The sequence below is a fragment of the Gammaproteobacteria bacterium genome, from assembly GCA_035546635.1.
Taxonomy (GTDB): domain Bacteria; phylum Pseudomonadota; class Gammaproteobacteria; order JAURND01; family JAURND01; genus DASZWJ01.
In genome coordinates, this window is the sequence record DASZWJ010000034.1 from 83,477 (window position 1) to 109,275 (window position 25,799).

Below are 25,799 nucleotides of genomic sequence, written 5' to 3' on the forward strand. Positions count from 1 at the left end.
TACCTAAGTAGAATAACGGAAAGAAAATTGATTATTGAGGGTAGTTCCATGAAAAAACTGTTTACTGGCCTAGGTCGAGCGTTTTTCCCATTTCGCAATCCTAAGCGTATGGTGGGCTGGGATCAGTTAAAAGACAGCTTTAACAGTTTTGTGCGTGATCCTGCGAAAGAAGTTTGGGATCGTAAACAAAAAAGAGTTGTGATCAAAGAGACTTTTGAAGAAGCATTAGTGCGTTTAAATCTCTCGGAAGAAATGGTGGTTGAGCGTAGAAAAACGTTTTTGCGCACAGCTCTGTTTTTCGTGGGGGTAGCACTAGTATTGTTTGTGTACACAATGTATTTGCTGTTTTCAGGGTTGTTTTTGGCTACCTTTATCGGATGTGTTTTAGTAGTGATTGCGTTGGCTTTAGCATTTAGAGATCATTTTTGGTATACACAAATGAAACATCGTCGTTTGGGTCTGAGCTTTAGCGATTGGGCGAACTATACGCTGGGGAGAATAAAAAAATGACCAGAATAGTAAAAAATTGTTTCATTGTTCTCTTGATGCTGTTGCCGGTCGCGGCATTTGCTGATATTTCCAGTCTGAATTTGCATTTCTTCACGCCACCACAAGGTGATTATTCAGTTAGCCTTTTAGAGCGAACTTTTGGTGCTGTCGGCAATGTTTTGCATGGCCGGGGTAACCAAATCATCGGTATTGTTCTTGGTGTTTTCAATGCGGTGTGGGTCATTGTGATTGGCCTTGGTATTTTATTTGTGGTATGGGATACCGTGATTACTGCGGCACAAAGCGGAGAAATGATGCAGAGTCGCGGTAAGAAAACGGTATTTACGATTTTGCGTATTGTGATGGGTTTCGCTTTGGTAGTACCGAGTAAAGCCACTGGATACTCCATGGCGCAGAACGGCGTAGTATGGGTCGTAGTCCAAGGCGTGGGTTTAGCAGATCAGATTACGCAAAAGTTACATGATTATTTGCAGGCAGGAGGTCAGACTTTTACTTCTAAACCTTCTACCTCTGCGGATACAAACTTTTTAATGCCGATTGCAGCTAATGTGCTTAAGGCTGAGGTCTGCATGTATAAGTTGCAGGATATCGCAGATGAAAGAAAAAAATTACGCGATGAAGCGTTAAAAGAATCAGGAAGTTCCACTGATGCCGGTAGCGAACTGGCTAAGATTGGTTATAGCATTAATGTAGGTGAAAATTCGGGGAATATTACTTTTGGCAGCAAAAACCCGGCGTATAGTCCTAATAAAGCGGGTGAACCTGAATATCTCAATGATTGCGGGCAAGTTGACTGGGATGCTAGTGCGGTTGGCCTGCCAATGGCGAGTGATGCTGAAAGAGTGAGTGCCCGGAAAACGCTAGCGGGTTATATGCAAGCGGCTGTCACTGAAATGGCGTTGAATTTGCAACCTGTAGCCAGAGAGCTGGCTTCTCTTAATTCGAGCGATACCACTAGCGCAGATTCTATAGCGCAAAGAGCCGCAACTGCGATGGCAGGTGCTGGCACTAGTTTTGCCACATTACTTGACCCACTGAAAAAAGCGGTTGCAGTGAGTGCAGAGACCGAACTGAAAAATTCGTTGACTACGCTGAACAACAGAGGGTGGATTTTTACCCCGATGATGGTTATAGCGCCTGGGTTATATAATTTGACCTCAATAAAACTCTCCGATTATGCGCCTGCTGCTAAATTGACGGATATTGGCAGTTCTACCATCGGTGTGCTTAAAGAGATAGATGGAACCGAAAAACAGCAGATAATCACGGCAATGGCGAAAGTGGATGCCAACTACGTTAGCAAAGCGAATGAGTATTTAAAGCTGATGGATGACAATAGTCAGTGGTCGGGTATTGATTTTGCCGCACTGTATACAGGTACCCGCGATGCGAGTTATCTCGAGCATCTTAATGGTATATTTGATGCGACTAAATGGTCTTTGGACGCGGGTGCAACTGCGGCCGCAGGTTTATTAGAAGTACCTAAGGGTGTAACAGAGTTTTTTAAAGACGTAGGTGATTTTTTTGATGCCGATACTTCAAAGTTACAAAATGGCATAGATAAAATCACATCAGCACAGCAAAGTGTCCGTGATATGGTGGGTAATGCCAGTGGTAACTTGGATGCCTTGGTTGATGACATTCTAAGTGCTAAGGACTTGGCGGTAAAAGGTGGTATGACTACGCAACTGCAGGATTTAACAGGTCAATTGGGTCCTTTAGGTCCGCTTTATGCGACGATTATGACTGCTATGATTGGCCGGAGTATGGAAAGTCTGGAAGGTCATTTGTTTAACCCGAAATTTAATGCCATGGCCAGTTCTATTTATGTAGGTGGCGAGATGATGGTGTCGGCTATGGAGTCGACTTTCCAAGCGGGTAAGATTCTGTTTGTTGGGACATTAGTTAAAGCTGCTGTGGATGGTTTGAACCAGGTGGTGAGCGCTATTCCTTATGTCGGCGGTGCTGTTGGCGGAATTGTGAGTATAGGCTCCAATCTGGTCCATAAAGGTATTGAGACTTTTTCGACCTTCCATATTGCGCTTTCAGTGATGTTATTTGCCGGTGGTGTGTTGTTATATATTGTAGTGCCGCTGACCTTTGTGGTGGCGTTTGCTGCAATTTGTTTGCGCTGGATTGGTATGGTGATGATTAATGTCCTGGGTGCGCCTATTTTTTGCTTTAACCTAATCCGTTCAGATGGTGAGGGGATGATAGGACGCGGGGAAAGGTTCTTGGCTGATCTGGCTAAGACGGCATTAACTCCGGCGATTCTAGCAATTGGTGCTGTGGCCTATTTGACGCTGTTTAATATTGGTTATTTGTTGATTACCTCCATTCTATCAGAATTCTTGCCGATGTTGGCTAAAGCGTATAATGACCCGATTTTAGTACCGGTGTCGCTAGCTGTGATATTAATGGTATTTTCGACCTTAATGGTGTACATCTCGCAGACTTTGGCTAATTTGTGTACTGCGGAGTTGGTAAACCATGTGACCGGTACCATTGGGGATACCATACAGCATCTGCATGATCAGGGTGTGGTTGAGCAGATGAAGGGTAGCGTGACCAAAGGCAGCGATAAGATGTCGGGCGGCATAAAGAGCATGACCAGCAGTGGTTCAGGTATGGGGCCTAAGCTATAGAGCGTATTTTGCTCTTGGATAGGTATCTACATAAATAGTTAGCCCCCCCTTCTCCCCTTGTGGGAGAAGGTGCCCGTTAGGGCGGATGAGGGGTAAGTCTGCAGTATCTACTTAACTTCTCAACTTAAAAGCCAACTCAAACTTATCCCACAAGGGGAGAAGGGGAAGGGATTTTCTAATTACTTGTGTAGATACTTATTCTTGAAAGGGGGGAATATAATTATCCTGACTCACTAGAACGTGAGCTGCGCACAAGTAGATTATATTCACGTTCCGAAATAATCCCTTCATTAAATTTCTGTTCAGCGTCTTTTATCATAGGCTGCCCCCTTTCATTGACCAGGCGGCGGGTGATGGCTGTGACTTTTTCTGGATCGACGGATAACAGTTGATCGCGGGTATCCTCATCAAAAACTAGATATTCACGTAAGGCGACGCGTTTGCCATCGACGGTGGGTACGAGTTTTTGCCAGATGACCAGACGGATGGTTTCAATGATGTCTATGGTGCGGGCTTGTAGTTCTTCGGGGGGGAAAGCGCCTACTAAGCGGCGTAGGGTTTCGGCGACGCCGTTACTGTGTACGGTCGTGTAAACCGGATGGCCGGTTAAGGCGGCTTCTAGTACGGCGCTAATGGTTTCGGTGTCGCGGGATTCACCTACCAGGATTAGACGTGGTTTGCGCCTTAGAGCATTTCTGACGCCAGCCGCGAAAGAAGGGAGGTGCATGGGGATTTCTGATTGGCTGACGATGGCGGTGGGCTTATCAATGGCGTCAAATACGAATTCTATAGGCGCTTCATAAGTTAAAATTTTTCTATGGCTATTGGGATCTTTTGCGATCTCCTTGATGATAGCGGCGAGTAGGGTGCTTTTTCCAGAGCCGGTTGCTCCGCATACGTAAACCACGCCATCTTCCGGTGCAATGGCGTCTAAGACGGGTTTGGGCAGGTTGAGTGTCGAGAGATCGGGTGGGTAGGTAGGAATGGTACGCAGTGTCAATTGAATCCCGGCATGACCTTCGACTTGACACCCAGTGCCATTGACACGAAAGCGGAAGCGGCTGCTGCGAGTGGGTCTGAATTCATAATGCGTATCTACGTCCTGACCGCTTAAAACTTGAGTGGTACCATTTGGACCATAAATGCCATTTAAAATATCGCTGACTTCACCATTTGAGAGTTTGCGTCGGGTAATTTTATAGAGTTTTCCGTGTATTTCAGCAATGATGGGTTCGGCAGTTTGTAAGGTGATATCGGAAGCACCTTTTTCTGTGCAGAACGCCAATAGCTGCTCGATATGATGCGAGGTAAAGCGATGGGGTTCATTGGGGTATTGATATTCTGAGCTCATAGGTAAAGTTTATAGTGGTGGATGATTTTTTTCCTTCTTTCTCCCGTAAGCACTGTGGCTTGCTCCCACAGGGGCATAGGTGTTAAGCGCTGTATCCCCTCTCCCACAAGGGGAGAGGGGGTTACAGTGCTTGTGGGAGAAGGAGCTTTAGAAGGGGAAATAGCGTTTTACTCCAGCATTTCCGTACCTTCAGTTCCCTGTTTGCGGATGGCGCCGTCAGTGCCTGGCAGGACAATGGCCTTCCATTTTTTGCTATTAGGTATTAGCTTGGAAGTTGCTGTAATGCGCAATACCTGGTCGTTAATGCGCATTTGGTTGTCATCTCCTGTTACGCCTAAATCAGTTTTGGCGACAAACGGTGCTGTGACCATGTTTTGTGCTAGCAAGACGCGATAGGTAATCATGCCATTATAATCGCGTTTTAAACGTCCCATATTTTCAGAAAAGATGGAATTCGCTTGTTGAATACCATCCTGCCAACCTTCTGCCACGGCATCATTCCATATTTTACGCTCTTCGTCGGTACGGGGTAATAAGGAACCCGGGGGTTTTTCCGGCTGCTCATAGTTCATATATAAGTATTCTCGCCACGAAGGTGGGGCGGTGACAAAACGTGGAGGGCTTTCAATTTTAAAAACTCTATCGGCTAAACGCAGCGTTTCAGGATTGTCTAGGTTTAAGGCTTTTTCGCCTTGGGTTAAGACCGGGGGTAACACGTTTTGGTTAAGAAGTAGGGCGTGGAAGTTAAAAGTCTGATCGAGATTACGTTCGTTCATGTCTAGTATTTTATTAATGCGCTGTGATGCCCAAGCTAACCCGCTTTGTGCGCCCATGCTGGTAGCCGTTTCGGTTAAAATGCTTTGGCGTATTTGATTGACTTGTGAACCGTCGGTTGCTGTGGCAGGGTAGCCATTGATAATGCTGGGCGGAGGTGGTTTTTTGTTGCTGGAGCAAGCAGTTATCAGTGTGGCAGCAATAAAAATAAAGACCAATTTGCTAAGTATTCTCCATAATTTGCCATCGTTACTGATGTTTTGGGCAAAATCTGAGAAATGCGTGATAACTAGTCTTCTGGTTGCTTCGATGTTCAAATTAATTTTGCTCATGAGTATGGGTAGCCATTAAAGAATTGTACGTATTTCAGGAATAACGGTAACGCAATTCAATAGTTCTGCGGCTGGGATATATGACAATATCGGCTTTTTTGCCAGCTTGGTAATTGGCGTCTCTTAAGATATCCGCAATAGGCATGTTGACTGCATAAACTGCAACTAAAACTGGAATATTGGGATTTTTGCCTACGACACGGAACTTATAATTGCCAGCAGCAGCTAATTTTGCGACAAGTGGTTCCACGGGGCCGGTCCAGTCTACAGAAGTGGGGGCTCCTAATCCGATGCTATCAGGATTTAACGGGGGGGCTAGTTTTGCTTTGGGGTGGGTGGCTTTTTCTATAGCTGCCAATTCATTGAGAGAAGCGCTGACTGAGGTGGCAGCTTCTGTCAATTTTGTTCGGGCATTTTGTGTGCCGGCATCTGGGGGATAATAAGCGACAACTTTCGTTGATCTTGTACATCCTTGGAGCAACAAAATTGTCATAAGACTCACGACCAGCAATTTAATTTTCATCGTCCTTTTGACCATCGCAAGTGAGAGGTTAGTGGAAGTGCCATGACTGCATTTTAGAGTGCAATCAAGGCCTTGGCTATGATTGCGGTATTGAAGCAAGTTGGGAAGTGGCTGTCAATGAAATTATAGGGCTTTGATAGTTTTAGAGGCAATAAAGTGTTATAATTTAAATGTATTAGAGTAGAATTTTTAGGTGATTATATGCTTAAGACCCCTTCCCCCAACAGCCATTGGCGTGATTCAGCGCGTTATCCGCGGTTCTTTTTTGTGGATGCCAGAGCGGTTTTTCCAGTCTTCTTTTGTTTATTGCATATCAAGTTGTGGACAATTTTATTAGCTGTGTCGGTAACAGCGTTTTTCACGGTTTTGAATTATTATGGGTTTAGTGTAGCGGTTTTTGGTCGCTGGCTCAGGTGTACCCTTGCTGGACGAAGAAAAGTGGCCATACCTTGGTGGGTTTGACTAATTTTTAATAATTCCAAAAAATATAGTAACTTTCGTTATCCATGAGGCAAATAAATGGAATTGAGTAAACAGCTAGCTGCGCTGGCAAAGTCGTTGAATGTGAGATTTACTTTTAATGAAAAGCCTATAAGCTATGATGAGGTTTTCTCCTCGACTGGACTTTTGCCAGGTATAGCGCGTCGTGCTGACCAATTGTCTTCATTGTGTCTCGGGTATGGGATTGGCGCTATGTTTGATGATGCTGAAAAAACTTTGCTTGGTGTTGAAGTTAAGTTTGATGAAGTTACGCCTAATGTATTACGTTTATTATGCTTGACGGATGTGATGCTGGAGCTAATCAAATCCGCTGCCTCTAAGGATGCTGTGTCCTTAGATGAATTAATGTATGATTGAGTTGAGTCTTGCTGCAACATATTGATTTATTTAAGCTTTTTATTTGTCTCACTGTTTGTTTTCTCTGCCTTTTCCCCCAATGAACACCCTCCAAATGACTACATTTTGCACAGCCTGCTGACTACTTTTTATACAGGTATTCTGTGTTTAAATTAACTCCATAAAAACTTGACTAAAGTATGAAGCCAAAGGGGAGATTAAACACAATGCTATTAAACTATTTTAAATCCATGAAAGCCCTTGCCGTTGATTCTGGCAGTACCCGCCGCTATATACTATCAGGTATTAATTTACTGTTTGTAGGCTGTTTAGTGGTAGTTTTATTGAAGTCAGCAGCATTGTTGCCTATCACTATCGCATGTGAAATCCTGGCTAAATTTCTTTTGGGTCATTTAATAGAAAAGTGGATGCTGCGAGCAAAAGAAAAGCTTTTAAATAATTCAATTGGTTAAGGTGATAGCGATGCAGACTATGATAAAACATGAAAAAGCGCATAATTATGTATTTTTAGTATTTGCAGTGTTGGTAATGGCTATTTGTATTGTTTTAGCTATTGCCATTCTGTGTGATCTATCCTCAATGGTAACAATTAGTTTTCCAATTAAACAAGCAGGCAAGTTTGTATTAGGTAAGTTTCTAGAAATACTGATTCAACGCGGTATGAATGGCGTCAATTTGTTTATGAATTCCTCCAGCATTTAGTGGAGGAATTCAATCTTGCGGGAAGATTGGCAATATTAATTCCGTATTCATGCATTTTTACCTGTATTTTTCGCTTAATTTGTTATTTTCTAATATATCTTGCAGCCCCCTCCCTGTGTAAAATAAACACCAATCTGGCAGATTTTTTTACGATCTGTACCTCATAAATTATTACAGAATGCCTACCGCATTACGGCTATGTGGTGGCTATTGTAAGCAGAAATACAATCAACAATTCTCTTTGCTTTTTAATCTTAGTTTTATCAAGGTAAGCTGAATTTCCCATTTCTAAAAGGAGCCGATCAGAACCTGCATTATGAGTGGATTACTCAAGCAAAGGATAGCTAATAGTATGAATTTATTAATATTCTCTTAAGGTGGAGTAGGTAGAATGGACTCATGAACTAAAGAGCCAGAGCATAAAAAATGACTCTGGGATTTTAATGTTTGTGGAGGAGTTAACGTGAAAGAAAACAATAATAATACGTTGGTCGATGCTGAAGAACACAAACATGACCATGATAAAGAAGTAGTAGACCAAGTAGAAACAGTGGCTAGAAAAGTAAGAGAGGATGTAAGCCAGCTCAGGGGTCAGGTAACTACCCTTCAAAACCGCAATAATACCCAATTTTTTAAGCCAGCGACAGGTGAAGCAGCTAAAGTTATTGGGGGTTTGCTTGATAATGCTGTAGATGTGGCACGCAAAGAAGAAGAAAAAGCTCAAGAGTTATTGCAAGGTTCAAAATTGGGTTTAAGCGGGAGCTAAGAATAAATAAAACTTTCCAGCCTATTCTATTTATTCGGAGTGAATTGTGTATCAACAAGAAGCAAGAGACAGACTGGTCAATGCATTAGATAAGGCTATTAATGAAGGCCAATGGGAAGGCAGTTTGTTTTTTAGAAATATATTGAAACGGCTGCATGAAATTCGGGAATATGTCGTAGTAGAATTAGACGATCCTGAGCAAGACACGGAAGTCAATGCAGAGCTAGTAAATGCCATCAACAAACAAGAACAAGGTTACCAAAAAGTATATATTGCCATCTATCAGGCACAAGGTGACCGCTTAGCAGGGTGGACAAATGCGGTCAGTAAACTGTGTGATTATTATATTAGCCGCCCGGTTTATCAAAAAGAAGATCACGTGCGTGAAATGATTTTCGCCAAACGCAGCAGGAATGATGCTTATGTTGCAATTTGGGTTCGTCAAGAAGATATTTTGGGGACGAATAAAACGCAGGATCGCTGGGGGCATGAACTGCTGATCTTAAAAGAAGGCAGTGTCAAAGTTGAGAATATTATTGAATTTGTGCATGACAATTATAGATATTCCCTGATGGGAAATAAATTAGTGTTAAATAATGCATAAAGTTTTTTTGCCTAATTCTCTTGAGTAAAATTAGGCCAATTTTCAAACTATAAAGTAAAACAGGTGTCAAATGCAAGGTCGTCAACAAGGTGGTAATGGTGATAATTCCATGGATATGCTGTGGATAGGAGGCGTGCTTATCGCTTTTGTCCTAGGTATCTGGTATTTCGGCCGTTTTTATATTATTCAAACCGCCTTTTTCGTTAAATATTACGAGATCAACGTGATTAACTATGTGTTAGGCGCGTGGAATTTGCTAGCGCATAAAGCTAGCTTGCCTGAATTTAATTTAACACTGCTCAAAGAGTTGCAAGCGCAAATTCAGACCAGAAGTATTGGTACAAATTATTCAGCGCTACAAATTGCTATGACCATGGTGGGACAGTATCTGTGCTATCCATTAGGGTTGGTGATGGTGATTTTAGCGTTTATTATTCACGGTAAAAACATCACGCTAAAATTAAGAAACGTTTTCAGCATGAAAACCATGAAGCAAATGGAGCAGAAAGAAAATCCCCAGATTGCGCCGGTGATTAAATTGAGTTTGGCTAAAGAAAATGTCAACCAAGGTAACTGGGCAATGGCTATGACGCCCATGCAATATTGCAAGCATATGAAGTTATTAAAAGAGAAAAAATCTGAAACCGGTGCAGTGACAGTAGAATTATTGCGTAGTGAGGCGCAGCAGGCATTTGTACTGCAACTTGGACCTTTATGGAGTGGGGTTGAAACATTGCCCTTGCATGCGAAAGCTTTATTTGCAGCATTTGCTGCCTTTGGTAACCAAGATCGTGCCGGTGGTATGAGACTGCTGCAGCATATTTCAGGTTCTGCAGCCGAAGGTCAGTTGAATTTTGATGGCACGCATGCCTTGTTAGCTAAACATAAAGACAGCAAATTGGTAGCCAAAGTCATCAGCAGACATGCTTATATATTAACCGTATTTGCAACGATGTTGGAATTAGCTAGAACCGATGGCGTATTTGCCACCAGTGAGTTTTTATGGTTAAAGCCGCTCAATAGACGCTTGTGGTATGTGTTAAATACCGTAGGCCGGCAAACGGCTGTGCCTGAAGTTGGCGGAGTTTATGCGCATTGGATCGCGGAGAAAAAATGGGGTGGTGCATTGCGTACCCCTATGGTTGAGGAAGCGGTAAAAGGATTAGAGATCGCTCTTTCAGAAGTTATTTATGAAGCTGAAGAAGAATAGGTGGCGGTATGGCTCGTGCATTACGTGGTTTAGAGCAAAATCAAGAACAAAATTATTCACAACTATTGCGTGATACCCGCACTGTAGGGCAGCGCATTCGCGATTTCTTCAGGAATTCTTTCGCGGTTGCGATGTCGCTGGTGTTTGGCGCTGTGGCAGGTGTGTTTTTTCCAGCGCTGACAGAATTTATTTTCATGTTTGGGGTGCTGTTTTTTCTGATTGGACTCGCAGTGACACGTAAACTGACCTTACCGTTTCGTATGCCGCAACGCTGTGGAGAACCAGACTATAATGATCCGGCGCCAGGATCAAATAAGCCGCGTAAAGCCCGCGGCATTTATTTTCTCGGTAATGAAATAAAAACCAAAGAAGAATTGTGGTTTGCCAACGATGATATGCGTACGCACATGTTGGTATTCGGCTCAACCGGTAGCGGTAAAACCGAAGCCTTAGTTTCTATTGCTTATAATGCGCTTATCCAGGGCAGTGGCTTTATTTATGTGGACGGTAAAGGTGATAACTCCTTATTCGCCAAAGTATTCTCCATGGTGCGTTCCATGGGGCGTGAAGACGATATGCTGTTGATTAACTTCATGACCGGTGCGAGAGATATTATTGGTCCGCAGAAAAGCCGCTTGTCCAATACCATGAATCCGTTTGCCAATGGTTCATCCAGCATGCTTTCACAATTAGTTGTCAGTCTCATGGACTCAGGTTCCAGCGGCGGTGATGGCGATATGTGGAAAGGCCGTGCGGTGAACTTCGTCGAATCATTGATGAAAGTGCTAGTCGCAATGCGTGATGCCGGTCATATTTTGCTGGATGCCAATACCATTCGTAACTATTTCCATCTAGAACGTATCGAAGCGATGGTGATCGATAAGGTATTTATCCGTGACGATCAAGATCCAATCAATATCGAATATCTGCCGCCATTGGTCATAGAACCAATCAAGAACTATCTGCTCAACTTGCCTGGCTACAATAAAGAGAAAAAAGGCAAACAGGTGTCACAGGTATTAGAACAGCATGGTTTTATCACCATGCAGCTGACTAAAGTGTTCGGTTCGTTGTCAGATACCTATAGCCATATCATGCGTACTAACCTGGCTGAAGTGGATTTAAAAGACGTGGTGCTTAATCGTCGCATTTTAGTTGTATTATTGCCGGCATTGGAAAAATCTCCTGATGAATTGTCCAACTTGGGTAAGGTCATTATCGCTTCGTTGAAAGCAATGATGGCGGCAGGTTTAGGTGATGCGGTCGAAGGTGATTACCGTGATGTGATTCAGCGTAAGCCGACCAATTCGCTGACTCCCTACTTATGTATTCTTGACGAGTATGGATATTACGCGGTGAAGGGTTTTGCGGTGGTGCCAGCGCAGGCACGTTCTTTAGGATTCTCGGTAGTTTTCGCCGGACAGGATTTACCTGCCTTCCAGAAAGCTTCTAAAGAAGAAGCCTTATCTATCGGTGCGAATACCAACATCAAGATTTGTATGAAATTGGAAGATCCATTGGATACCTGGGATTTCTTTATGAAAACCGCAGGTGAATCTTATGTGACCTCAGTTAAAGAGTTCCAAAACGATGCGACCAAGGCGATAGCCGGTTACATGGATAGCAAGAGCGCCCAAGTGGAAAAACGCGCGCGTGTTGACTTATTGGACTTGAAAGAGCAGCGCGAAGGGGAAGCGCATATCTTCTTTAAATCGAAGATTGTGCGCGCGAAGATGTTTTATGCCAACCCTGAAATTGTGCCGCACATGCGTTTAAATCAGTTCCTCAAGATTGAAACACCACCGGATTCTGTACTAGCGGAATTGAGTAAAGTTGGCAGGAGTTTTGAAAATATAATGAATAGTGGCGATATTTTTGCTAGTATCGATGCTATCGAAGACGATTTAGGGATAATTACTAACGCAATCATTAATGGAGATGGAACTCAATCAGCCATTGAACGCGGAGTTGCGGCGCTGTTAGCGTTTCATTCCCGGGTTCTGCCAGAACAACCTGCTGAAGAAGAGTTATTACCAGAAATACCCCAGACTGAACTTAATTTATTTACGCCATTACGTGTATCGGATCATATCCAGCACTATATCCTGGTTAAAGATATTAATACATTTGGCGCTCCATTCCTTGAGCCTATCACAATCAGGGAGAATATGATTAATGTCGAGCGTTTATTAGGAAGGGGAGAGGTTCAGGCTATTAGCATCGGGACAGAAATTCTAAAAGATATGCAGCAGGCAACCCATTATCCTCCAGACATTGAAGATAATCCAATGCCTGAGGAACTGTCTGATTTGATTTCCAATTTGCTGCAGCATATTGTGTTGAGGAAGACTGAGTCTAAAGCTGAGGCCTAAATCAGTCGTGACCCTTTTCCTTCTCCCATCCCACAAGGGGATTCCCTTCGGTCACAGACGGGAGAAGGAAAAATGTAAAATTGTTATTCTAGGGAAAAAACATGGCCAGGATAAGTCGTTTTTTCATTATTTTATTAATGGGTTTAATATTGCTGACTGCTTGCAGCCAGCAAAAATCCTATGTTTTTGTAGTCAATCCATCCAGGGATCCTGAGGCTACTAAACAGTTAAAAGCACCTGCTCTGATTAAAAGTCTAAATCGGCAGGGTGTACAGGTAGTACAAATAGGTGACACATTAAGGATAATACTGCCTAGTGATATGATATTTAACCCACGCTCTGCTAATTTTAGCTCTGGAAGTAGGGTGCTTGACAATGTTGCTTACCTCATGTTAATGCTAAGGACAACGCAAGCAGAGGTTGCGGGGTTTACCAATGCCATGCCGGCTCAGGCCGCGCGGGCGTTATCCTTGCGACAAGCGCAGGTGGTTGCAAATTATTTATGGGAAAGAGGTATTGATTCGCGCATTCTTTATGCAGTGGGATATGGCACCTCAGAACCTATGAGCAGTGTGCCGGTAGATCCGGCAAATCGCCGTGTGGAGATCCGTTTTCAGTTTCTGCATTATGGTGTGGGAAGATACTAGGGTTAAAAATCCTTCTCCCTTTGTGGGAGAAGGGAATATGATTTTTTTATGTTTTTAGGTTTGTGTATATGTTAGATGATGATGCAATAGAGGTTGTAAGATTAAGAAATAATTTTTATCGTGATGGTTATCGCCGTGTGTTATCGGCATTGCTTCTTTTGGTGCTGATTAATATTATAATGGCGGGCATTTTAGCTTATTTGGTAACCCATCCGGCAAAACCGCAATACTTTGCGACGACCCGAGATGGTAAAATTATCCGAATGTATCCATTGAGTGAGCCGGCAATATCGACATCAGAATTGCTACAATGGGCAGCTACAGCTGCAACGGCCGCCAATACCTATAACTTTGTGAATTATCGCAAAGAACTACAGGCCGCTTCGGAATACTTTACGCCGACAGGTTGGAAAGAATATCAGGATGCTTTAAAAGCTTCTAGAAACTTAGAAACAGTGACTTCCAAGAAGTTAACCGTAAACGCTGTTGCGACGGGAGCACCGATTATAGTTGACCAAGGTGTGGTGAACGGCCGCTACAAATGGAAGATTCAAATGCCGATCTTGGTAACCTATGAGAGCTCAAGTACAAATATATCTCAGCCTTCATTGGTGACCATGCTGGTATCCCGCGTATCGACATTGGATACCCCCAAAGGCATAGCGATTGATGCATTTTATATGACGGAGCAGCCGGTGCGTTAAATAGCCGTAACCTTTTCCCTTCTCCCATCCCACAAGGGGATTCCCTTCGGTCACAGACGGGAGAAGGAAAAATGCCAAGGCGGTTAGAGGCTTTTAAATAACTCTTCAAAAAGGGGCCAAAAAAACAATGAAAAAGAATTCATTGGTAGCCGCAGTGATAATAGGATTTTATGCCCCTTGCATACTTGCCGCAGATGCGGAGAACAGTACTTTGCAGCAGCAGCTGCAATCCATACAGCAAACTATGGATCAGCCAAGTCCATCACCTGCAGCCCAGCAAACAACGGCTCCAGTTCTGGCCCCCGCTGCGACTGGCCAGGCTCAAGGGACTTCATCCAACGATCAAGGTAATATTCCGGCTAACGCCAACCCTAATGCCTCGCCATTTGAACAATTACCGCCGCCTCCAGTGCCAACTGCTACTAGTGGTAGTGCTTCAGGACCGGCAGGTGGCAGTACCAACCAGAATGCACCTGCAGTAGCCGTATCCTCTGAAAGTTTACGCGATGAAGCATTCGCCAGGGTGACTAATTCTGCTTTACCGCTCACACCAACCCAGATTCAATTGCTACGCAGCCTCTATGATGCCACTCAACGGGCAGCCGCTGTATTCCCGGGCGTGCCTCCCCGGCCAACCTCAAATTCCATCGCTGTTAATCTCTCACCTGGTGCGACTCCTCCGGTGATACGTTTAGGCGCCGGTTTTGTCACTTCCCTAGTATTTGTGGATTCAACGGGTTCGCCTTGGCCGATTGAATCCTACAGCCTTGGCAACCCAGCCGCTTTCAATATTCAATGGGATAAAAAAAGTAATATTCTCTTGGTTCAGGCCATTGCCGCACATCGAATAGGTAATCTAGCTGTCATATTAAGAGGCCTGAATACCCCAGTGATGATCGATCTTTCACCAGGGCAAGCGGCCATGGACGTCAGAGTGGATTTGCGTATACCCAGTTTAGGACCAGAAGCTAAACCTTCCTTCACACAGTTACCCGCGGTTGAAAATCCGTTTTTACTGAATTTATTGGACGGTATTCCACCGCCTGGCGCTAAACAGCTGAAAGCTTCTGACTGTGAGGATTGCGCCTGGTTATTGGATGGTAAATTATATTTACGCACCCAATACACAGTTCTTTCTCCTGGCTGGATCTCATCTCTATCGAGTGCAGACGGAACGCATGTTTATGAAATGCAGCCCACGCCAATGATATTAGTCACTTATAATGGCAAAACGATAAAGCTCAAAATTGAGGGGTTTTAGCATGGCAAAAAAGGAAAGGGGTGCAAACCAAGCGATGAAATGGGGAAAATCACGCGCATTGCTGGTGATATTTTCCGTGACTATCCTGGTTATTGGCCTTGGGTTTGCTTTATGGGCATGGAATAAGCGTGTACAGCAACAGTCATTAAGTGCGGTTACTTTAAAAACTGCTCCAACCACGATGCGATCTGTACCAGGTGAAGTCAGCACCACCCCAGGCTATGAAAAACTGGTACGCCAAGCAAATGTCCAGGAAGCACAAATCGCCATACAAAGACACACCGCAGCGGTGCCAACCCTCACCCGTGCCGGCGCTACTCCAGGAAATATCAAAATCGCAGAAATGGCTCCTGGCGAGGCGACAAATCCGGGTTGTGATCCCAAAGAACTTGAGCGTGCCCGCAATGCTGGCGTCAAAGTGGATGAATTACGCTGCAAAGGCTGTAATGCGGATCAATTACATGCCGCAGGGTATTCGGCCGGAGAATTGGTATTGGCTGGTTTTACGGCTAAAGATTTAACGGGTGCAGGTTATACCGCCGCAGAACTAAAGGATGCAGGTTTAAGTGCTAAAGAATTGATGACTGAGGCAGGTTTTGGAATAAATGATCTGAAAAATGCCGGGTTTACCCCCAGCGATCTGAAAAATATCGGTGGCGTTGATGTGAAAGACCTAAAAGCTGCAGGATATACTGTGGCGCAATTAAAAGCAGCTGGCTACAGTGCACAAGATTTAAAAGCCGCAGGTGCAACCCTAGATGAATTAAAAAGCGGTGGCTATGGAGCTTCTGATCTCAAAAAAGCAGCTTATACAGCTTTAGATTTGGCACAAGCAGGTTATGCGCCTGAAGATTTGGTGGCGGGAGGCTTTAGTGACAGTCAAATCGCTGATGCTGGGATTCCTCCAGATCAAATCAATACCGCAAAATCGCGTGTGTCTGCCTTGCAAAAACTGCTGAAAGAGTGCAATCCTACGGCATTAACTCAGGCCAAAAATGCCGGTGTAACCGCCACAGAAGTTAAGCAGCGCTACGCGTGTCCTCCGACTGCTCTAAAATCGGCAGGGTATAGTGTAACCGATTTAAGAGCGGCAGGTTACCCGCCCAAAGACATCTTGGAGGCGCCTTTTACACCCGTTGAAATGAAAGCCGGTGGATTTGATGCTAAACAACTGAAAGACTTAGGTTATAGCGCCAGTGCGCTTAAAGCGGCGGGTTTTAGCGTGGGTGATTTAAAACGCGCCAATTTTACCCCAAGTGAGCTGGCTAAAGCGCCTTTTGGAGCGAACGAACTACGTACGGCCGGTTTAGGTATTGAAGATATGAAAGAGGCTGGGTTTACGCCTGAGGAACTGAAGTTAGCAGGCTATACGGATGGTGATTTATTAAGAGGTGGATTTACCCCCAAGGAAATAGGTGCGGCCTCGAAAGAAATGACAGCTATGTTAACTGCTGCTAAAGCACCTGTGACCACCAAGCCGCCGGCCATAGTACCGCCAGTGACAACCGAGCTTCCACCACCAGCTCGATCCCATGTCGCTGTGACTACACCGCCCAGCGCTTTTCCTACAGCAGCTCCGGCGCCGGTTTCCGCTATTCCTACCACCCCTGCAGTTGAAACAAATCCTGAAGCGGCTTTTGCAGCCTCAGCTGCCGTTTCTTTAACACCACAGGAATCACGGGCGGAAAGGGTATTGGCACAGATTCAAAAACGTAATGAAAGAGTGTTAAACGCTCAGCAACATGAGGAAGCGCTACGATCCATACAAGCCGGTATGGCAGCACAGGCTAATGATTTATTCAGTACCTGGAATCCTCCGCCAACCCAACAGGTTGTGCACGGGGTTCAACAAAGACCCACAGCTGTGCCGCAAAATGTCGAAGGTGCAGCCGTCCTGCCGGGGCCAACTACATTAGGTGCTTCACCCGCTGCAGTAGCCGCAGCTGAGCAGGGGAATACTTTGAAGGCGGGCACTATCCTGTTTGCAGTATTAGATACAGGAGTTAACAGTGATGAACAAAGCCCCATTCTAGCAACTATCATTGGGTCTCAATCGGCTGAAGCTCAAAGGCAGCTTAAAAGCTCTAATATTCAGCTTAAAAATTCTAAATTATTGGGTCAATTTACCCGGGTTGATAAAAAACTGGTGCTAAATTTTACCACTTTAAGTGTGCCTAACTTGAGTAAAAGCATAGCAGTGAATGCAGTGGCAATTGATCCTGATACAGCGAGGACGGCTTTGGCCAGCGATGTCAATAATCACTACTTGCTGCGTTATGGCACCTTATTTGCTTCATCATTTCTACAAGGCTTGGGGACTGCAGTTTCTCAATCGGGCTCAACAGTGGTATTTCAGCCAACAGGTAATACTTTTATTACAAATCCTTCGACTTCAGCTGTACAAAAGGGCTTGGTTGCTTTAGGGAATGTCGGTACTCAATATGCGGCAACACTGGGGCAGAATTTCCAAAAACCTCCTACAGTGACTCTCAATGCAGGGACAGCCTTAGGCATTTTGTTGATGGCTGATTTGACTATTCCTCAGTCATAGTGCCATTGTTCTTAAAAAGGCTGCTAACTTGCTTAAACTTAAAATGGCAGTTGGAGCAGCGCGCCCTGTTTTCATAAAATATTCGCAATAAATTTTATTTTTTCAATATAAAATGTTTATCTGAAGATGTGGCAATTTGCCCACAAAATAAAATGCAGGTTAACTGCCTGTTCTTCACTCCCGGGAGAAAATCCCCCAATACAGTGCTGTTAATATTGTCTTAATGTTATACAGGTATCATAACAACATATAAAAATGTTGTAACAAATCAATTGGTTATTTTTAAAAAAGTATAAATTAACCACAAAAAATCAGCTAAAAGGACACAAATAATTAGGGTATTGTTACAAGATTTTTGCTGCTGATTTTAATGAATTTAATAGAATGTTATTAATATTTTCTTAATTTTGAATAGGTAATATACACCCATGAATGCAAACACATCCGCAGAACATCCTGATCTGGAGTATGAATATACCGAAGATCAATTAACGGAGAAGCCGGGGACAGAGCCGATCATAGAAAAAGAGTTAGAGGCTCCTAAAGCTAAATCCAGGTTTTCAAGGAAAAAGATCATTACTGTCGTTGTTGTTTGTGCAATGGTAGGAGCAATTTTTCAGTTTCTTAATAATCGTGATAAAGCAGCTGAAAATGGTAGCCAGCCAGAAATTGAACAAACGGCTAAGGTAGTTAAAAAAGCAAAACCAGTTGCTGAAAAACCGATCGCTCGACAAAATATCGCAGAGGTGGTGCAATCGAAGCCTGCAATAAAGCCACAACTGACTGTGACAAAAGTAGCAGAGCCTGAAATAACTAAGCAGGAGCCAACTGCAATAGAGCAGTTGGAAAAACTACCTGCACCGGCGACTTCCGTCGCTACTACGCAGTATCAGCCAGAAATTAAGGAGTTACAAACGGGATTGAATACAGTGAATCAATCAGTGAGTGGTTTACAGCAAACCTTATTGACATTGACAAATTCAGTACAAGCTTTGTCAAATCAGGTAGCACAATTGAGCAAGGAGCAAAAAGCCAAGTCGGTTGCAATGGCACAGGCAAAACCAGAAGTGAAAGTTCAATACTATTTGAAAGCGATTATCACTGGAAGAGCTTGGATAGAATCAGAAACAGGTGATTTAACGACAGTTAAAGTAGGAGATGAACTCCCAAGCTATGGCACAATCACGGCAATTGACCCTGAAAATGCGACAGTGACCACTTCAGCGGGCGGCACAATAAAACATGCTCCCAATGATAGTTAATTGGCGCTGTATTTAGCAATGTTGTTTGGTTGCTATTAAGGACGGGTCTGTATATATTTTGATTTTAAGGAATATAGGAGTGAGGACTGAGGGGATTCAGTCGGTAATGAAGGATTATAGGTATCTTAAAGATAGCTTTCTGAAAGATAATAGTTTAGTTAGGATTTTACTGAATAGTTATTGATTTTTGCAGATGGGGTAAAAATCAATAACTCGACAGTAGCGAAACAGGATGTAATTTAAAACATCAAAAGAGGTTAGAAATGAAGTTAATATCATCAAAAACTAAAAAAATTCTAGGAACAGCCTTAGCTGCCCTGGGCATTTTTGTAGTCAGTCAGGCAGCTTTAGCTGATGCTCAGAGTCTTGGGACTCTTGCAACTACAGCCACTAGCAGTTTTAGCGGTCTAGGTAAATTGTTATTTGCTATCTCCTATGTCTGTGGTTTCGGTTTGGCAGTGATTGCGATATTCTTATTTAAGAAACATAGGGATAATCCGCAACAGACCGCATTGGGTGTACCTGTTGGTATGCTGGTAATTGGCGTTGGTTTAATATTCTTACCGACCCTATTAGGTTCTGCGGGTATGACATTGTTTGGAGCAGACAGACAAGCGTCTGACTTTAGCGGCTCTGGTTATGAGATCAATCTCAGCGACTCGGGTAGTTAATAAAGTATTACTAGGATAAATATTTCCAGGGATGGAACCTCCATCTGATATCTACCAATGCGGATGGAAAATAAAAACACAAGGAGTCATTAGCGTTAGGGATTTGGTAAATCAGTCCTATAGAGGTTAACATGAAATTAAATATATCGAAAATTAAGAAAGTACTTCTGGGTTTAGGTGTGCTCGGATTTTTTGCAGTCAGTCAGGCAGCACTTGCTGATGCTAAAGCGCTTGGCGACCTTGCATTGACGGCAACTAGCAGTTTTAGTGGCTTAGGTAAATTGTTATTTGCTATTTCCTATGTTTGTGGTTTCGGATTAGCAGTTATCGCAATTTTCTTGTTTAAGAAACATAGAGATAATCCGCAGCAGACCGCATTGGGTGTACCTGTTGGTATGCTGGTGATTGGTGTTGGTTTGATATTCTTACCGACCCTGTTAGGTTCTGCGGGTATGACGTTGTTTGGAGCAGACAGACAAGCTTCTGACTTTACTGGTTCTGGTTATGAGATCAATCTCAGCGATACTTCCAGTTAAACGATAGTTAGTCAGAAACTGGTGGAGTATGCGCCAGTTAGTTAATATATGCCGCTTGTGCTTGAAGATTGATACTAATCTTCAAGCACGAGCGGCATTATTACGTTCATGGGTCACTTAATATGCACTTTGCAGTTTAGGTGAAAATGGGTATAGCAGAGGAAAATGACTTTGAATCCGCTGACATTACATGTTATTCCTGGCGCTTTTCGACTGTTTATTGCCAGAAAGGCCGACAAAGCTTTTGAAGCATTTAGCACAAAAGTGTGGGAAAGAGATGACTACACCTGTCAATTTTGTGGGTTTCAGGCGCGGCAATTCCAAGAAGTCATTAACCTTGATACCCAATATCAAAACAATCGGCTGTCTAATTTATCGACGGCTTGTTGCTTTTGTACACAATGTTTCTTTTTAGAGGCAGTCGGTAAAGGTGACTACGGTGGTGGTACTTTGATTTACTTGCCTGAAATCAGCCAGTCTGATTTAAACGGCCTGTGCCATGTCTTATTTTGCGCTATTGCTAATGCGACCGATTACCGCACTGATGCGCAGAATATTTACCGTAACCTGAAGTTACGCTCCAAATATGTGGAAGATAAACTGGGTGAGGGGATGAGTAATCCTTCCCTGGTAGGTCAGGCATTGGTGAATGTCCTTGATCCACAAAAACAAGAAGCCATGCCAGAATGGCTAAATTCCCTAAGATTATTACCGGCGCGCGCTAAATTCAGCTTACAGATTGAAACCTGGGCTGCCGCTGCGCTGGAAGAATTATCAGCAGAAAGCTAAGGCTGTAAGAGAAGTATTGTCATCCTGTGCCTACATCCAGGAGAGCTAGTTATCAGCTAGAATACGAAGTTTAGAATCAGCAATTGTTGCTGAAAACAGCAAAACCCGCTGTGAATAGATATACGAGATAAAGTAAATGGCAAATATTTTAAGTTCACTTTTAGACACAGTGGATGTGTTTATCGCCTGGGCTTCCTCATCGTTAAAACAAACGGTGGAATCCTATTGCGAACTGCAGACCGCGGATAGCAAAAATACGCTAGTCGCACATGATGGCTCGTTGGTCTCGGTACTCAGAATCCGCGGCGTGCGCGCCCTGGTTGGAAAAGAAGAGTTTGATCGCATTCAACTAGGTTTACAGCAAGCACTGGCCACCACCATGTCTCGCACCGGACATACTCTACAAGTACATTTCACCCATAACAAAGATGACGTAGACCAAAAAATCCGCGAAATCCTGCGTCCAGCCCAAGAAACCAGCAAGCGTTTGGAATTAGAGCTGGATGATTTATTCAATGAGCGCGTTAAATATTTACAAAAATACTGCGCCCATGAATCTATTTATATGGTGCTCTGGACACGCCCTAATAGCTTAACGGGTGAGCAGTTGGGACGCGCTAGAAAAGAAAAAATGAAGGCCTTCAAACAAAAAAAAGTGCCAGTATTCCGTTATACCCAAAATTTAATGGCAGCGATTCCAGATCTGCGTGAAGGGCATGAATCTTTTGTCCGCGCTGTGATGAGTGACTTAAATATGCTGGAAATTGTGACTGACCTTCTAGAAGTGCATCAAGCAGTCAAAGCCATGCGCATGACCGTCGACCCAGACTTTACCGACCGCGAATGGCTGCCATCATTACCTGGCGATAAAATCAAAGTCAAAGAATCTCAGCAAATGCGAGGCGATGTCTCTGATGTATTATGGCCATCATTGGCAAGGCAAATACTACCCCGCGATGCAGAAATTCTCGACCTACGCACAGCGCGCATCGGCGATCGTATCTATTCCTCGGTATTTATCGATTTATTTCCTAAAGATATCCAACAGTTTGCCTCATTATTTGTCAGGGTAGCACAAACCAATACCCCCTGGCGTATTTCCTTCTTGATTGAAAGCGGCGGTTTAAGTTCAATGAAGCTCAAAACTGCATTGTCATCGCTGTTGTCATTTAGCTCTGCGCAGAATCGGCTATTAAATGATTCTATGGATTTATTACGCTATGTGGACATCAATACCGATGATTCAGTGGTTAAACTGCGAGTCACCGCAACCACTTGGGCGCCTGCCGATGATATGCGTTTGCTGCGCAATCGAGCGGCGCAGTTAGCTAAAGCCATAGAAAGCTGGGGATCGTGTAATGTCTCCGAAGTATGTGGTGATGCTTTTGCCGGCGTGACTTCCAGTATGTTGGGTGTGAGCAGCCATAGTGTCGCTGTGGCCTCTGTGGCGCCACTCTCTGATGTATTGTATATGTTGCCCCTATTTCGACCGTCCTCGCCTTGGTCAAATGGCGCTATTCTGTTTCGTTCGCCGGATGGTAAACCCTGGCCTTATCAACCAGGTTCCAGTGAGCAGACTACCTGGATTGATATCATGTACGCACGGCCGGGTTCTGGTAAATCCGTATTATCTAATGCGATTAATTTGGCATTAGCTTTAGGTCCCGGCATGCAGCGTTTACCACGCATTGCAGTGATTGATATTGGTCCTTCCAGTAGCGGGTTAATTTCTCTCTTGAAAGAAGCTTTACCCATAGAGAAAAAGCATTTGGCGGCCTACCATCGACTGCGTATGACGCCTGAGTATACGATTAATCCATTTGATACCCAGCTGGGTGCGCGTTACCCGACACCACAGGAAAGAAGTTTCTTGGTGAATTTCCTCACCCTGTTGGCAACCCCAGTAGGTGCTACCAAAACCTATGATGGTATCTCGGATATGTCGGGATTGATTGTTGATGAGCTTTATAAAAGCTTGGCTGATGATGGTAATCCCCATGTTTATACTCCGGGTGCGGAGATGTTTATTGACGGGATTTTGGAAGAAATTGGCTTTGTCAGCGATCCGCATACCACTTGGTGGGAAGTGACGGATGCACTGTTCATCGCCGGTTTTACCCATGAAGCATTATTGGCGCAACGCCACGCCGTGCCGGTGATGGCTGATGTGACTTCAATTTGCCGTTCTTCCGCGGTGGAGGATTTGTTTGGGAAAATTGTTGCTCCAACGGGTGAAACTTTAATCAGCGCCTTTGGTCGTATGATTTCCAGTGCTATCCGTGAATATCCTATCATTGCACAAGCAACAAAATTTGATATTGGTGAAGCCAGAATTGTTTCCTTAGATTTAGATGAGGTGGCCAAAAGCGGCGGTGATGCCGCTAACCGTCAGACTGCGGTGATGTATATGTTGGCGCGTTATGTCTTGGCGCGACATTATTTTTTAACCGAAGAAGACGTTGCCGATATGCCGGAGACTTTTCGTAGTTATCATGAGGCGCGTGTTTCTGAAATCCGCGAAGATCCTAAGCGTATTGTCTTTGACGAATTCCACCGTACTGCAGGTGTAGAGGCCGTGCGTAATCAGGTGATCCAGGATATGCGTGAGGGACGTAAGTGGAAGGTGCAGGTGGCGCTGATTTCTCAGTCTTTAGATGATTTTGATGCAGTGATGGTGGAGTTTGCTACCTCCATCTTTATTATGGATGCAGGTCCCGAGCAAGCGATTTTGAAAACCACCAAAGTGTTTGGTCTATCCGACACTGCGCAGCATGCCTTGCGTACGCGCGTACATGGCCCAAGAGAAGGCGGTTCGACGTTTTTGGCTTTATTCGCCACCAAGCATGGTTTAAACACGCAGTTATTAACCTTAACTTTAGGTCCTGTGGAACTGTGGGCATTTAGCACGACCCTGGAAGATGCACAGATTCGTAATAAGCTTTATCGTCGCCTTAACCCGATTGTGGCACGGCGTTTATTGGCTACGCTATTTCCTTCAGGTTCGGCGATGAAGATGATTGAAAATCGCCTGCTAGCAGTTAAAGAAAGGCACGGTGCGGTGACTGAAGAGCTGAAGATGGGTGTGGTTGATCGGGTGGTAGAGGATGTGCTGGAGGCTTATGGTAAAAACCCGGATGTGAAGTTTATTAGCTAGGTATCAAGCGATTGTGCTGCGCCACGGCGAAAGTAGAGGGGAGGGGCTCAGCAGACACGCTGTGAATACGTCCGTGTACGCTCGACGGATTCATCCATGAATCCGACGGGTCTGCTGAGCCCCTCACCTCTACTTTCGCCTTATGTTAAAGCCTTTACTAATCTGGGTTTGGGCCCGATCTCTATTTGCTCCACTACACACTCCAACTGGCCTTTAGCTAATCGCGCACACACCTTATCTCCAACCTGAATTCTACCTGCATCATCCACAATTTTTCCATCCTGCATCACAATGGCATAACCCCGCTGCAAAGTATTCAACGGACTCACCCCATCCAATGCCCTCATCAACTGTTCTAATGATTGCCGTGCTTTAATCAATTGATGTTGCATACCCATCCGCAATTGTTGCGAAAGCGCTTCGCAACGGGTGGAAAAAACCAAAATCTGTTGTGCAGGAGAATGGCGTTGTAGCCGCACAGATAATTGTGCCAATGCGGCGAGCTTATGTTTTAACATATGCTGATAGGCCAGGCGCAAACGTTGTTCCAGCCCATCTAAGTGTTGCGCCTGATCTTGCAAGCGGCGCAAAGGGTGGGGGAGGCGTTTCTCCAAACTTTGTAGCACCAAGTCTGTATGTCGTAACACGACACGTGCCGCCTGCGCTAGCCGTAGATAAATTTTGTGCAGAGTCATTAGCCAATCGCTGGCATCTGGGCTGACCAACTCAGCCGCGGCTGATGGTGTTGCAGCACGTTGATCCGCCACTAAGTCAGCAATGGTAAAATCAATTTCATGGCCTATGCCACTGACGACGGGAATCTGGCTGGCAAATATGGCTCGGGCGACGATTTCCTCATTAAACGGCCATAAGTCCTCTAATGACCCGCCGCCGCGCGCTAATAGCAAAACATCGCAGCGGCCATCGCGGTTAGCCAGAGCTAAGGCTTGGGCAATTTTGGGAGCAGCTTCGCTGCCTTGTACCAGGGTGGGGTAAATCACCACTGGTATCTTAGCGAACCTGCGGCGTAATACGCTTAAAATATCTCGGATTGCCGCACCAGTCGGGGAGGTAATAACCCCGATGCAATGTGGTAAGCGGGGTAAGGATTTTTTATGTTCAGTAGCGAATAAGCCTTCCTTGTCTAAGCGCTGCTTCAATATCTCAAATGCTCGCTTAAGCGCGCCATCACCCGTTTCCTCCATAAAATCCACTATCAACTGGAAATCGCCACGTTCTTCATACAGGCTGATTTTACCGCGTAGCAGTACATGCATCCCATCCTTGGGGCGAAACCCCAACGCTCCCGCGCGCATACGAAACATAGCGCAGCGCACTTGGGCGCTGGCATCTTTCAATGAAAAATATAAATGCCCCGAACCAGGATCACGTAAATTGGAAATCTCACCTTCGACCCAAGTGGTGGCAAAGCTGAGTTCTAGGAGGGTGCGAACTTCGCGGGTTAGTTGAGAGACGGAGTAGATGGGATGTTCTGTAGTGGAAATATTTGACATTTGTAGAGATTTTTTTAAAAGGTTATAGGTTTATTTGTTAATGTAAGGTTAATGTTGATTTGT

The 25,799-nt window shown here is 44.4% G+C and carries 23 protein-coding genes; 19 read left to right on the forward strand and 4 right to left on the reverse strand.

What is annotated here, in order from left to right; all coding sequences use genetic code 11:
• Nucleotides 1-48 precede the first annotated feature (48 nt).
• The gene (icmV, locus tag VHE99_09755) at nucleotides 49-510 is read left to right on the forward strand and encodes a type IVB secretion system protein IcmV (GenBank protein ID HVV69295.1); all 462 of its coding nucleotides are present in this window, start codon (nucleotides 49-51) and stop codon (nucleotides 508-510) included.
• On the forward strand, nucleotides 507-3,155 hold the full coding sequence (locus VHE99_09760; protein HVV69296.1) for a DotA/TraY family protein: 2,649 nt from the start codon (nucleotides 507-509) through the stop codon (nucleotides 3,153-3,155). Before icmV ends, VHE99_09760 begins: the two co-directional genes overlap by 4 nt.
• 220 nt (nucleotides 3,156-3,375) lie before the next feature.
• Here the strand turns inward: VHE99_09760 and dotB are convergent, their stop codons facing one another.
• The 3 genes from dotB to dotD form a co-directional block, all read right to left on the reverse strand.
• A complete protein-coding gene (gene dotB, locus VHE99_09765; protein ID HVV69297.1) occupies nucleotides 3,376-4,506 on the reverse strand; it encodes a Dot/Icm type IV secretion system ATPase DotB in 1,131 nt (376 codons plus the stop codon).
• Nucleotides 4,507-4,673: 167 nt separating this feature from the next.
• Nucleotides 4,674-5,612 (reverse strand): type IV secretion system DotC family protein, encoded by a 939-nt coding sequence (locus VHE99_09770; protein HVV69298.1) that lies wholly within the window; start codon nucleotides 5,610-5,612, stop codon nucleotides 4,674-4,676.
• 34 nt (nucleotides 5,613-5,646) lie between these two features.
• On the reverse strand, nucleotides 5,647-6,135 hold the full coding sequence (gene dotD, locus VHE99_09775; GenBank protein HVV69299.1) for a type IVB secretion system lipoprotein DotD: 489 nt from the start codon (nucleotides 6,133-6,135) through the stop codon (nucleotides 5,647-5,649).
• A gap of 201 nt (nucleotides 6,136-6,336) precedes the next feature.
• Between dotD and icmT the strand changes: the two genes are divergently transcribed.
• From icmT to VHE99_09860, 17 genes are all read left to right on the forward strand, one after another.
• Complete coding sequence (gene icmT / locus VHE99_09780; GenBank protein ID HVV69300.1) at nucleotides 6,337-6,597, forward strand: IcmT/TraK family protein; 261 nt, start codon at nucleotides 6,337-6,339, stop codon at nucleotides 6,595-6,597.
• 57 nt (nucleotides 6,598-6,654) lie between these two features.
• On the forward strand, nucleotides 6,655-6,993 hold the full coding sequence (locus tag VHE99_09785; GenBank protein ID HVV69301.1) for a type IV secretion IcmS family protein: 339 nt from the start codon (nucleotides 6,655-6,657) through the stop codon (nucleotides 6,991-6,993).
• A 206-nt stretch (nucleotides 6,994-7,199) separates the two neighbouring features.
• On the forward strand, nucleotides 7,200-7,445 hold the full coding sequence (locus VHE99_09790) for a hypothetical protein (protein HVV69302.1): 246 nt from the start codon (nucleotides 7,200-7,202) through the stop codon (nucleotides 7,443-7,445).
• A gap of 10 nt (nucleotides 7,446-7,455) precedes the next feature.
• A complete protein-coding gene (locus tag VHE99_09795) occupies nucleotides 7,456-7,695 on the forward strand; it encodes a hypothetical protein (protein ID HVV69303.1) in 240 nt (79 codons plus the stop codon).
• Nucleotides 7,696-8,158: 463 nt separating this feature from the next.
• On the forward strand, nucleotides 8,159-8,461 hold the full coding sequence (locus VHE99_09800; protein ID HVV69304.1) for a hypothetical protein: 303 nt from the start codon (nucleotides 8,159-8,161) through the stop codon (nucleotides 8,459-8,461).
• A gap of 46 nt (nucleotides 8,462-8,507) precedes the next feature.
• Nucleotides 8,508-9,065 (forward strand): Dot/Icm secretion system protein IcmQ, encoded by a 558-nt coding sequence (icmQ, locus tag VHE99_09805; protein ID HVV69305.1) that lies wholly within the window; start codon nucleotides 8,508-8,510, stop codon nucleotides 9,063-9,065.
• 70 nt (nucleotides 9,066-9,135) lie between these two features.
• Nucleotides 9,136-10,275 carry a type IVB secretion system coupling complex protein DotM/IcmP gene (gene icmP / locus VHE99_09810; GenBank protein ID HVV69306.1) on the forward strand — a complete coding sequence of 380 codons (1,140 nt, stop codon included), beginning with the start codon at nucleotides 9,136-9,138 and terminating at the stop codon, nucleotides 10,273-10,275.
• An 8-nt stretch (nucleotides 10,276-10,283) separates the two neighbouring features.
• A complete protein-coding gene (locus tag VHE99_09815; protein ID HVV69307.1) occupies nucleotides 10,284-12,647 on the forward strand; it encodes a TraM recognition domain-containing protein in 2,364 nt (787 codons plus the stop codon).
• Nucleotides 12,648-12,748: 101 nt separating this feature from the next.
• Nucleotides 12,749-13,294: an OmpA family protein gene (locus tag VHE99_09820; protein ID HVV69308.1), complete on the forward strand. Its 546-nt coding sequence runs from the start codon at nucleotides 12,749-12,751 to the stop codon at nucleotides 13,292-13,294.
• Between the two features lie 68 nt (nucleotides 13,295-13,362).
• Entirely contained in the window at nucleotides 13,363-13,998 is a 636-nt protein-coding gene (locus VHE99_09825; protein ID HVV69309.1) for a type IVB secretion system apparatus protein IcmL/DotI, read from the forward strand.
• Nucleotides 13,999-14,125: 127 nt separating this feature from the next.
• Nucleotides 14,126-15,259, forward strand: coding sequence for a DotH/IcmK family type IV secretion protein (locus VHE99_09830; GenBank protein ID HVV69310.1), 1,134 nt, complete (start codon nucleotides 14,126-14,128; stop codon nucleotides 15,257-15,259).
• A 1-nt stretch (nucleotide 15,260) separates the two neighbouring features.
• A complete protein-coding gene (locus tag VHE99_09835; GenBank protein HVV69311.1) occupies nucleotides 15,261-17,810 on the forward strand; it encodes a TrbI/VirB10 family protein in 2,550 nt (849 codons plus the stop codon).
• 428 nt (nucleotides 17,811-18,238) lie between these two features.
• A complete protein-coding gene (locus VHE99_09840; GenBank protein ID HVV69312.1) occupies nucleotides 18,239-19,072 on the forward strand; it encodes a hypothetical protein in 834 nt (277 codons plus the stop codon).
• 263 nt (nucleotides 19,073-19,335) lie between these two features.
• A complete protein-coding gene (locus tag VHE99_09845) occupies nucleotides 19,336-19,743 on the forward strand; it encodes a DUF6750 family protein (protein HVV69313.1) in 408 nt (135 codons plus the stop codon).
• Nucleotides 19,744-19,874: 131 nt separating this feature from the next.
• Nucleotides 19,875-20,279, forward strand: a complete 405-nt coding sequence (locus tag VHE99_09850) for a type IV secretion protein IcmD (protein HVV69314.1) — start codon at nucleotides 19,875-19,877, stop codon at nucleotides 20,277-20,279.
• 165 nt (nucleotides 20,280-20,444) lie between these two features.
• Nucleotides 20,445-21,068: a type IVB secretion system protein IcmJDotN gene (gene icmJ, locus VHE99_09855; GenBank protein ID HVV69315.1), complete on the forward strand. Its 624-nt coding sequence runs from the start codon at nucleotides 20,445-20,447 to the stop codon at nucleotides 21,066-21,068.
• A 136-nt stretch (nucleotides 21,069-21,204) separates the two neighbouring features.
• Entirely contained in the window at nucleotides 21,205-24,222 is a 3,018-nt protein-coding gene (locus tag VHE99_09860) for a type IV secretion protein IcmB (GenBank protein ID HVV69316.1), read from the forward strand.
• A gap of 140 nt (nucleotides 24,223-24,362) precedes the next feature.
• Here VHE99_09860 and xseA read toward each other — a convergent pair whose 3' ends face one another.
• On the reverse strand, nucleotides 24,363-25,736 hold the full coding sequence (gene xseA, locus VHE99_09865) for an exodeoxyribonuclease VII large subunit (protein HVV69317.1): 1,374 nt from the start codon (nucleotides 25,734-25,736) through the stop codon (nucleotides 24,363-24,365).
• Between the last annotated feature and the right edge of the window lie 63 nt (nucleotides 25,737-25,799).

Coding starts and splice junctions, on each gene's coding strand:
- icmV (HVV69295.1), top strand. CDS start 49: ATGAAAAAACTGTTTACTGGCCTAGGTCGAGCGTTTTTCCCATTTCGC.
- VHE99_09760 (HVV69296.1), top strand. CDS start 507: ATGACCAGAATAGTAAAAAATTGTTTCATTGTTCTCTTGATGCTGTTG.
- dotB (HVV69297.1), bottom strand. CDS start 4,506: ATGAGCTCAGAATATCAATACCCCAATGAACCCCATCGCTTTACCTCG.
- VHE99_09770 (HVV69298.1), bottom strand. CDS start 5,612: ATGAGCAAAATTAATTTGAACATCGAAGCAACCAGAAGACTAGTTATC.
- dotD (HVV69299.1), bottom strand. CDS start 6,135: ATGAAAATTAAATTGCTGGTCGTGAGTCTTATGACAATTTTGTTGCTC.
- icmT (HVV69300.1), top strand. CDS start 6,337: ATGCTTAAGACCCCTTCCCCCAACAGCCATTGGCGTGATTCAGCGCGT.
- VHE99_09785 (HVV69301.1), top strand. CDS start 6,655: ATGGAATTGAGTAAACAGCTAGCTGCGCTGGCAAAGTCGTTGAATGTG.
- VHE99_09790 (HVV69302.1), top strand. CDS start 7,200: ATGCTATTAAACTATTTTAAATCCATGAAAGCCCTTGCCGTTGATTCT.
- VHE99_09795 (HVV69303.1), top strand. CDS start 7,456: ATGCAGACTATGATAAAACATGAAAAAGCGCATAATTATGTATTTTTA.
- icmP (HVV69306.1), top strand. CDS start 9,136: ATGCAAGGTCGTCAACAAGGTGGTAATGGTGATAATTCCATGGATATG.
- VHE99_09815 (HVV69307.1), top strand. CDS start 10,284: ATGGCTCGTGCATTACGTGGTTTAGAGCAAAATCAAGAACAAAATTAT.
- VHE99_09820 (HVV69308.1), top strand. CDS start 12,749: ATGGCCAGGATAAGTCGTTTTTTCATTATTTTATTAATGGGTTTAATA.
- VHE99_09825 (HVV69309.1), top strand. CDS start 13,363: ATGTTAGATGATGATGCAATAGAGGTTGTAAGATTAAGAAATAATTTT.
- VHE99_09830 (HVV69310.1), top strand. CDS start 14,126: ATGAAAAAGAATTCATTGGTAGCCGCAGTGATAATAGGATTTTATGCC.
- VHE99_09835 (HVV69311.1), top strand. CDS start 15,261: ATGGCAAAAAAGGAAAGGGGTGCAAACCAAGCGATGAAATGGGGAAAA.
- VHE99_09840 (HVV69312.1), top strand. CDS start 18,239: ATGAATGCAAACACATCCGCAGAACATCCTGATCTGGAGTATGAATAT.
- VHE99_09845 (HVV69313.1), top strand. CDS start 19,336: ATGAAGTTAATATCATCAAAAACTAAAAAAATTCTAGGAACAGCCTTA.
- VHE99_09850 (HVV69314.1), top strand. CDS start 19,875: ATGAAATTAAATATATCGAAAATTAAGAAAGTACTTCTGGGTTTAGGT.
- icmJ (HVV69315.1), top strand. CDS start 20,445: ATGACTTTGAATCCGCTGACATTACATGTTATTCCTGGCGCTTTTCGA.
- VHE99_09860 (HVV69316.1), top strand. CDS start 21,205: ATGGCAAATATTTTAAGTTCACTTTTAGACACAGTGGATGTGTTTATC.
- xseA (HVV69317.1), bottom strand. CDS start 25,736: ATGTCAAATATTTCCACTACAGAACATCCCATCTACTCCGTCTCTCAA.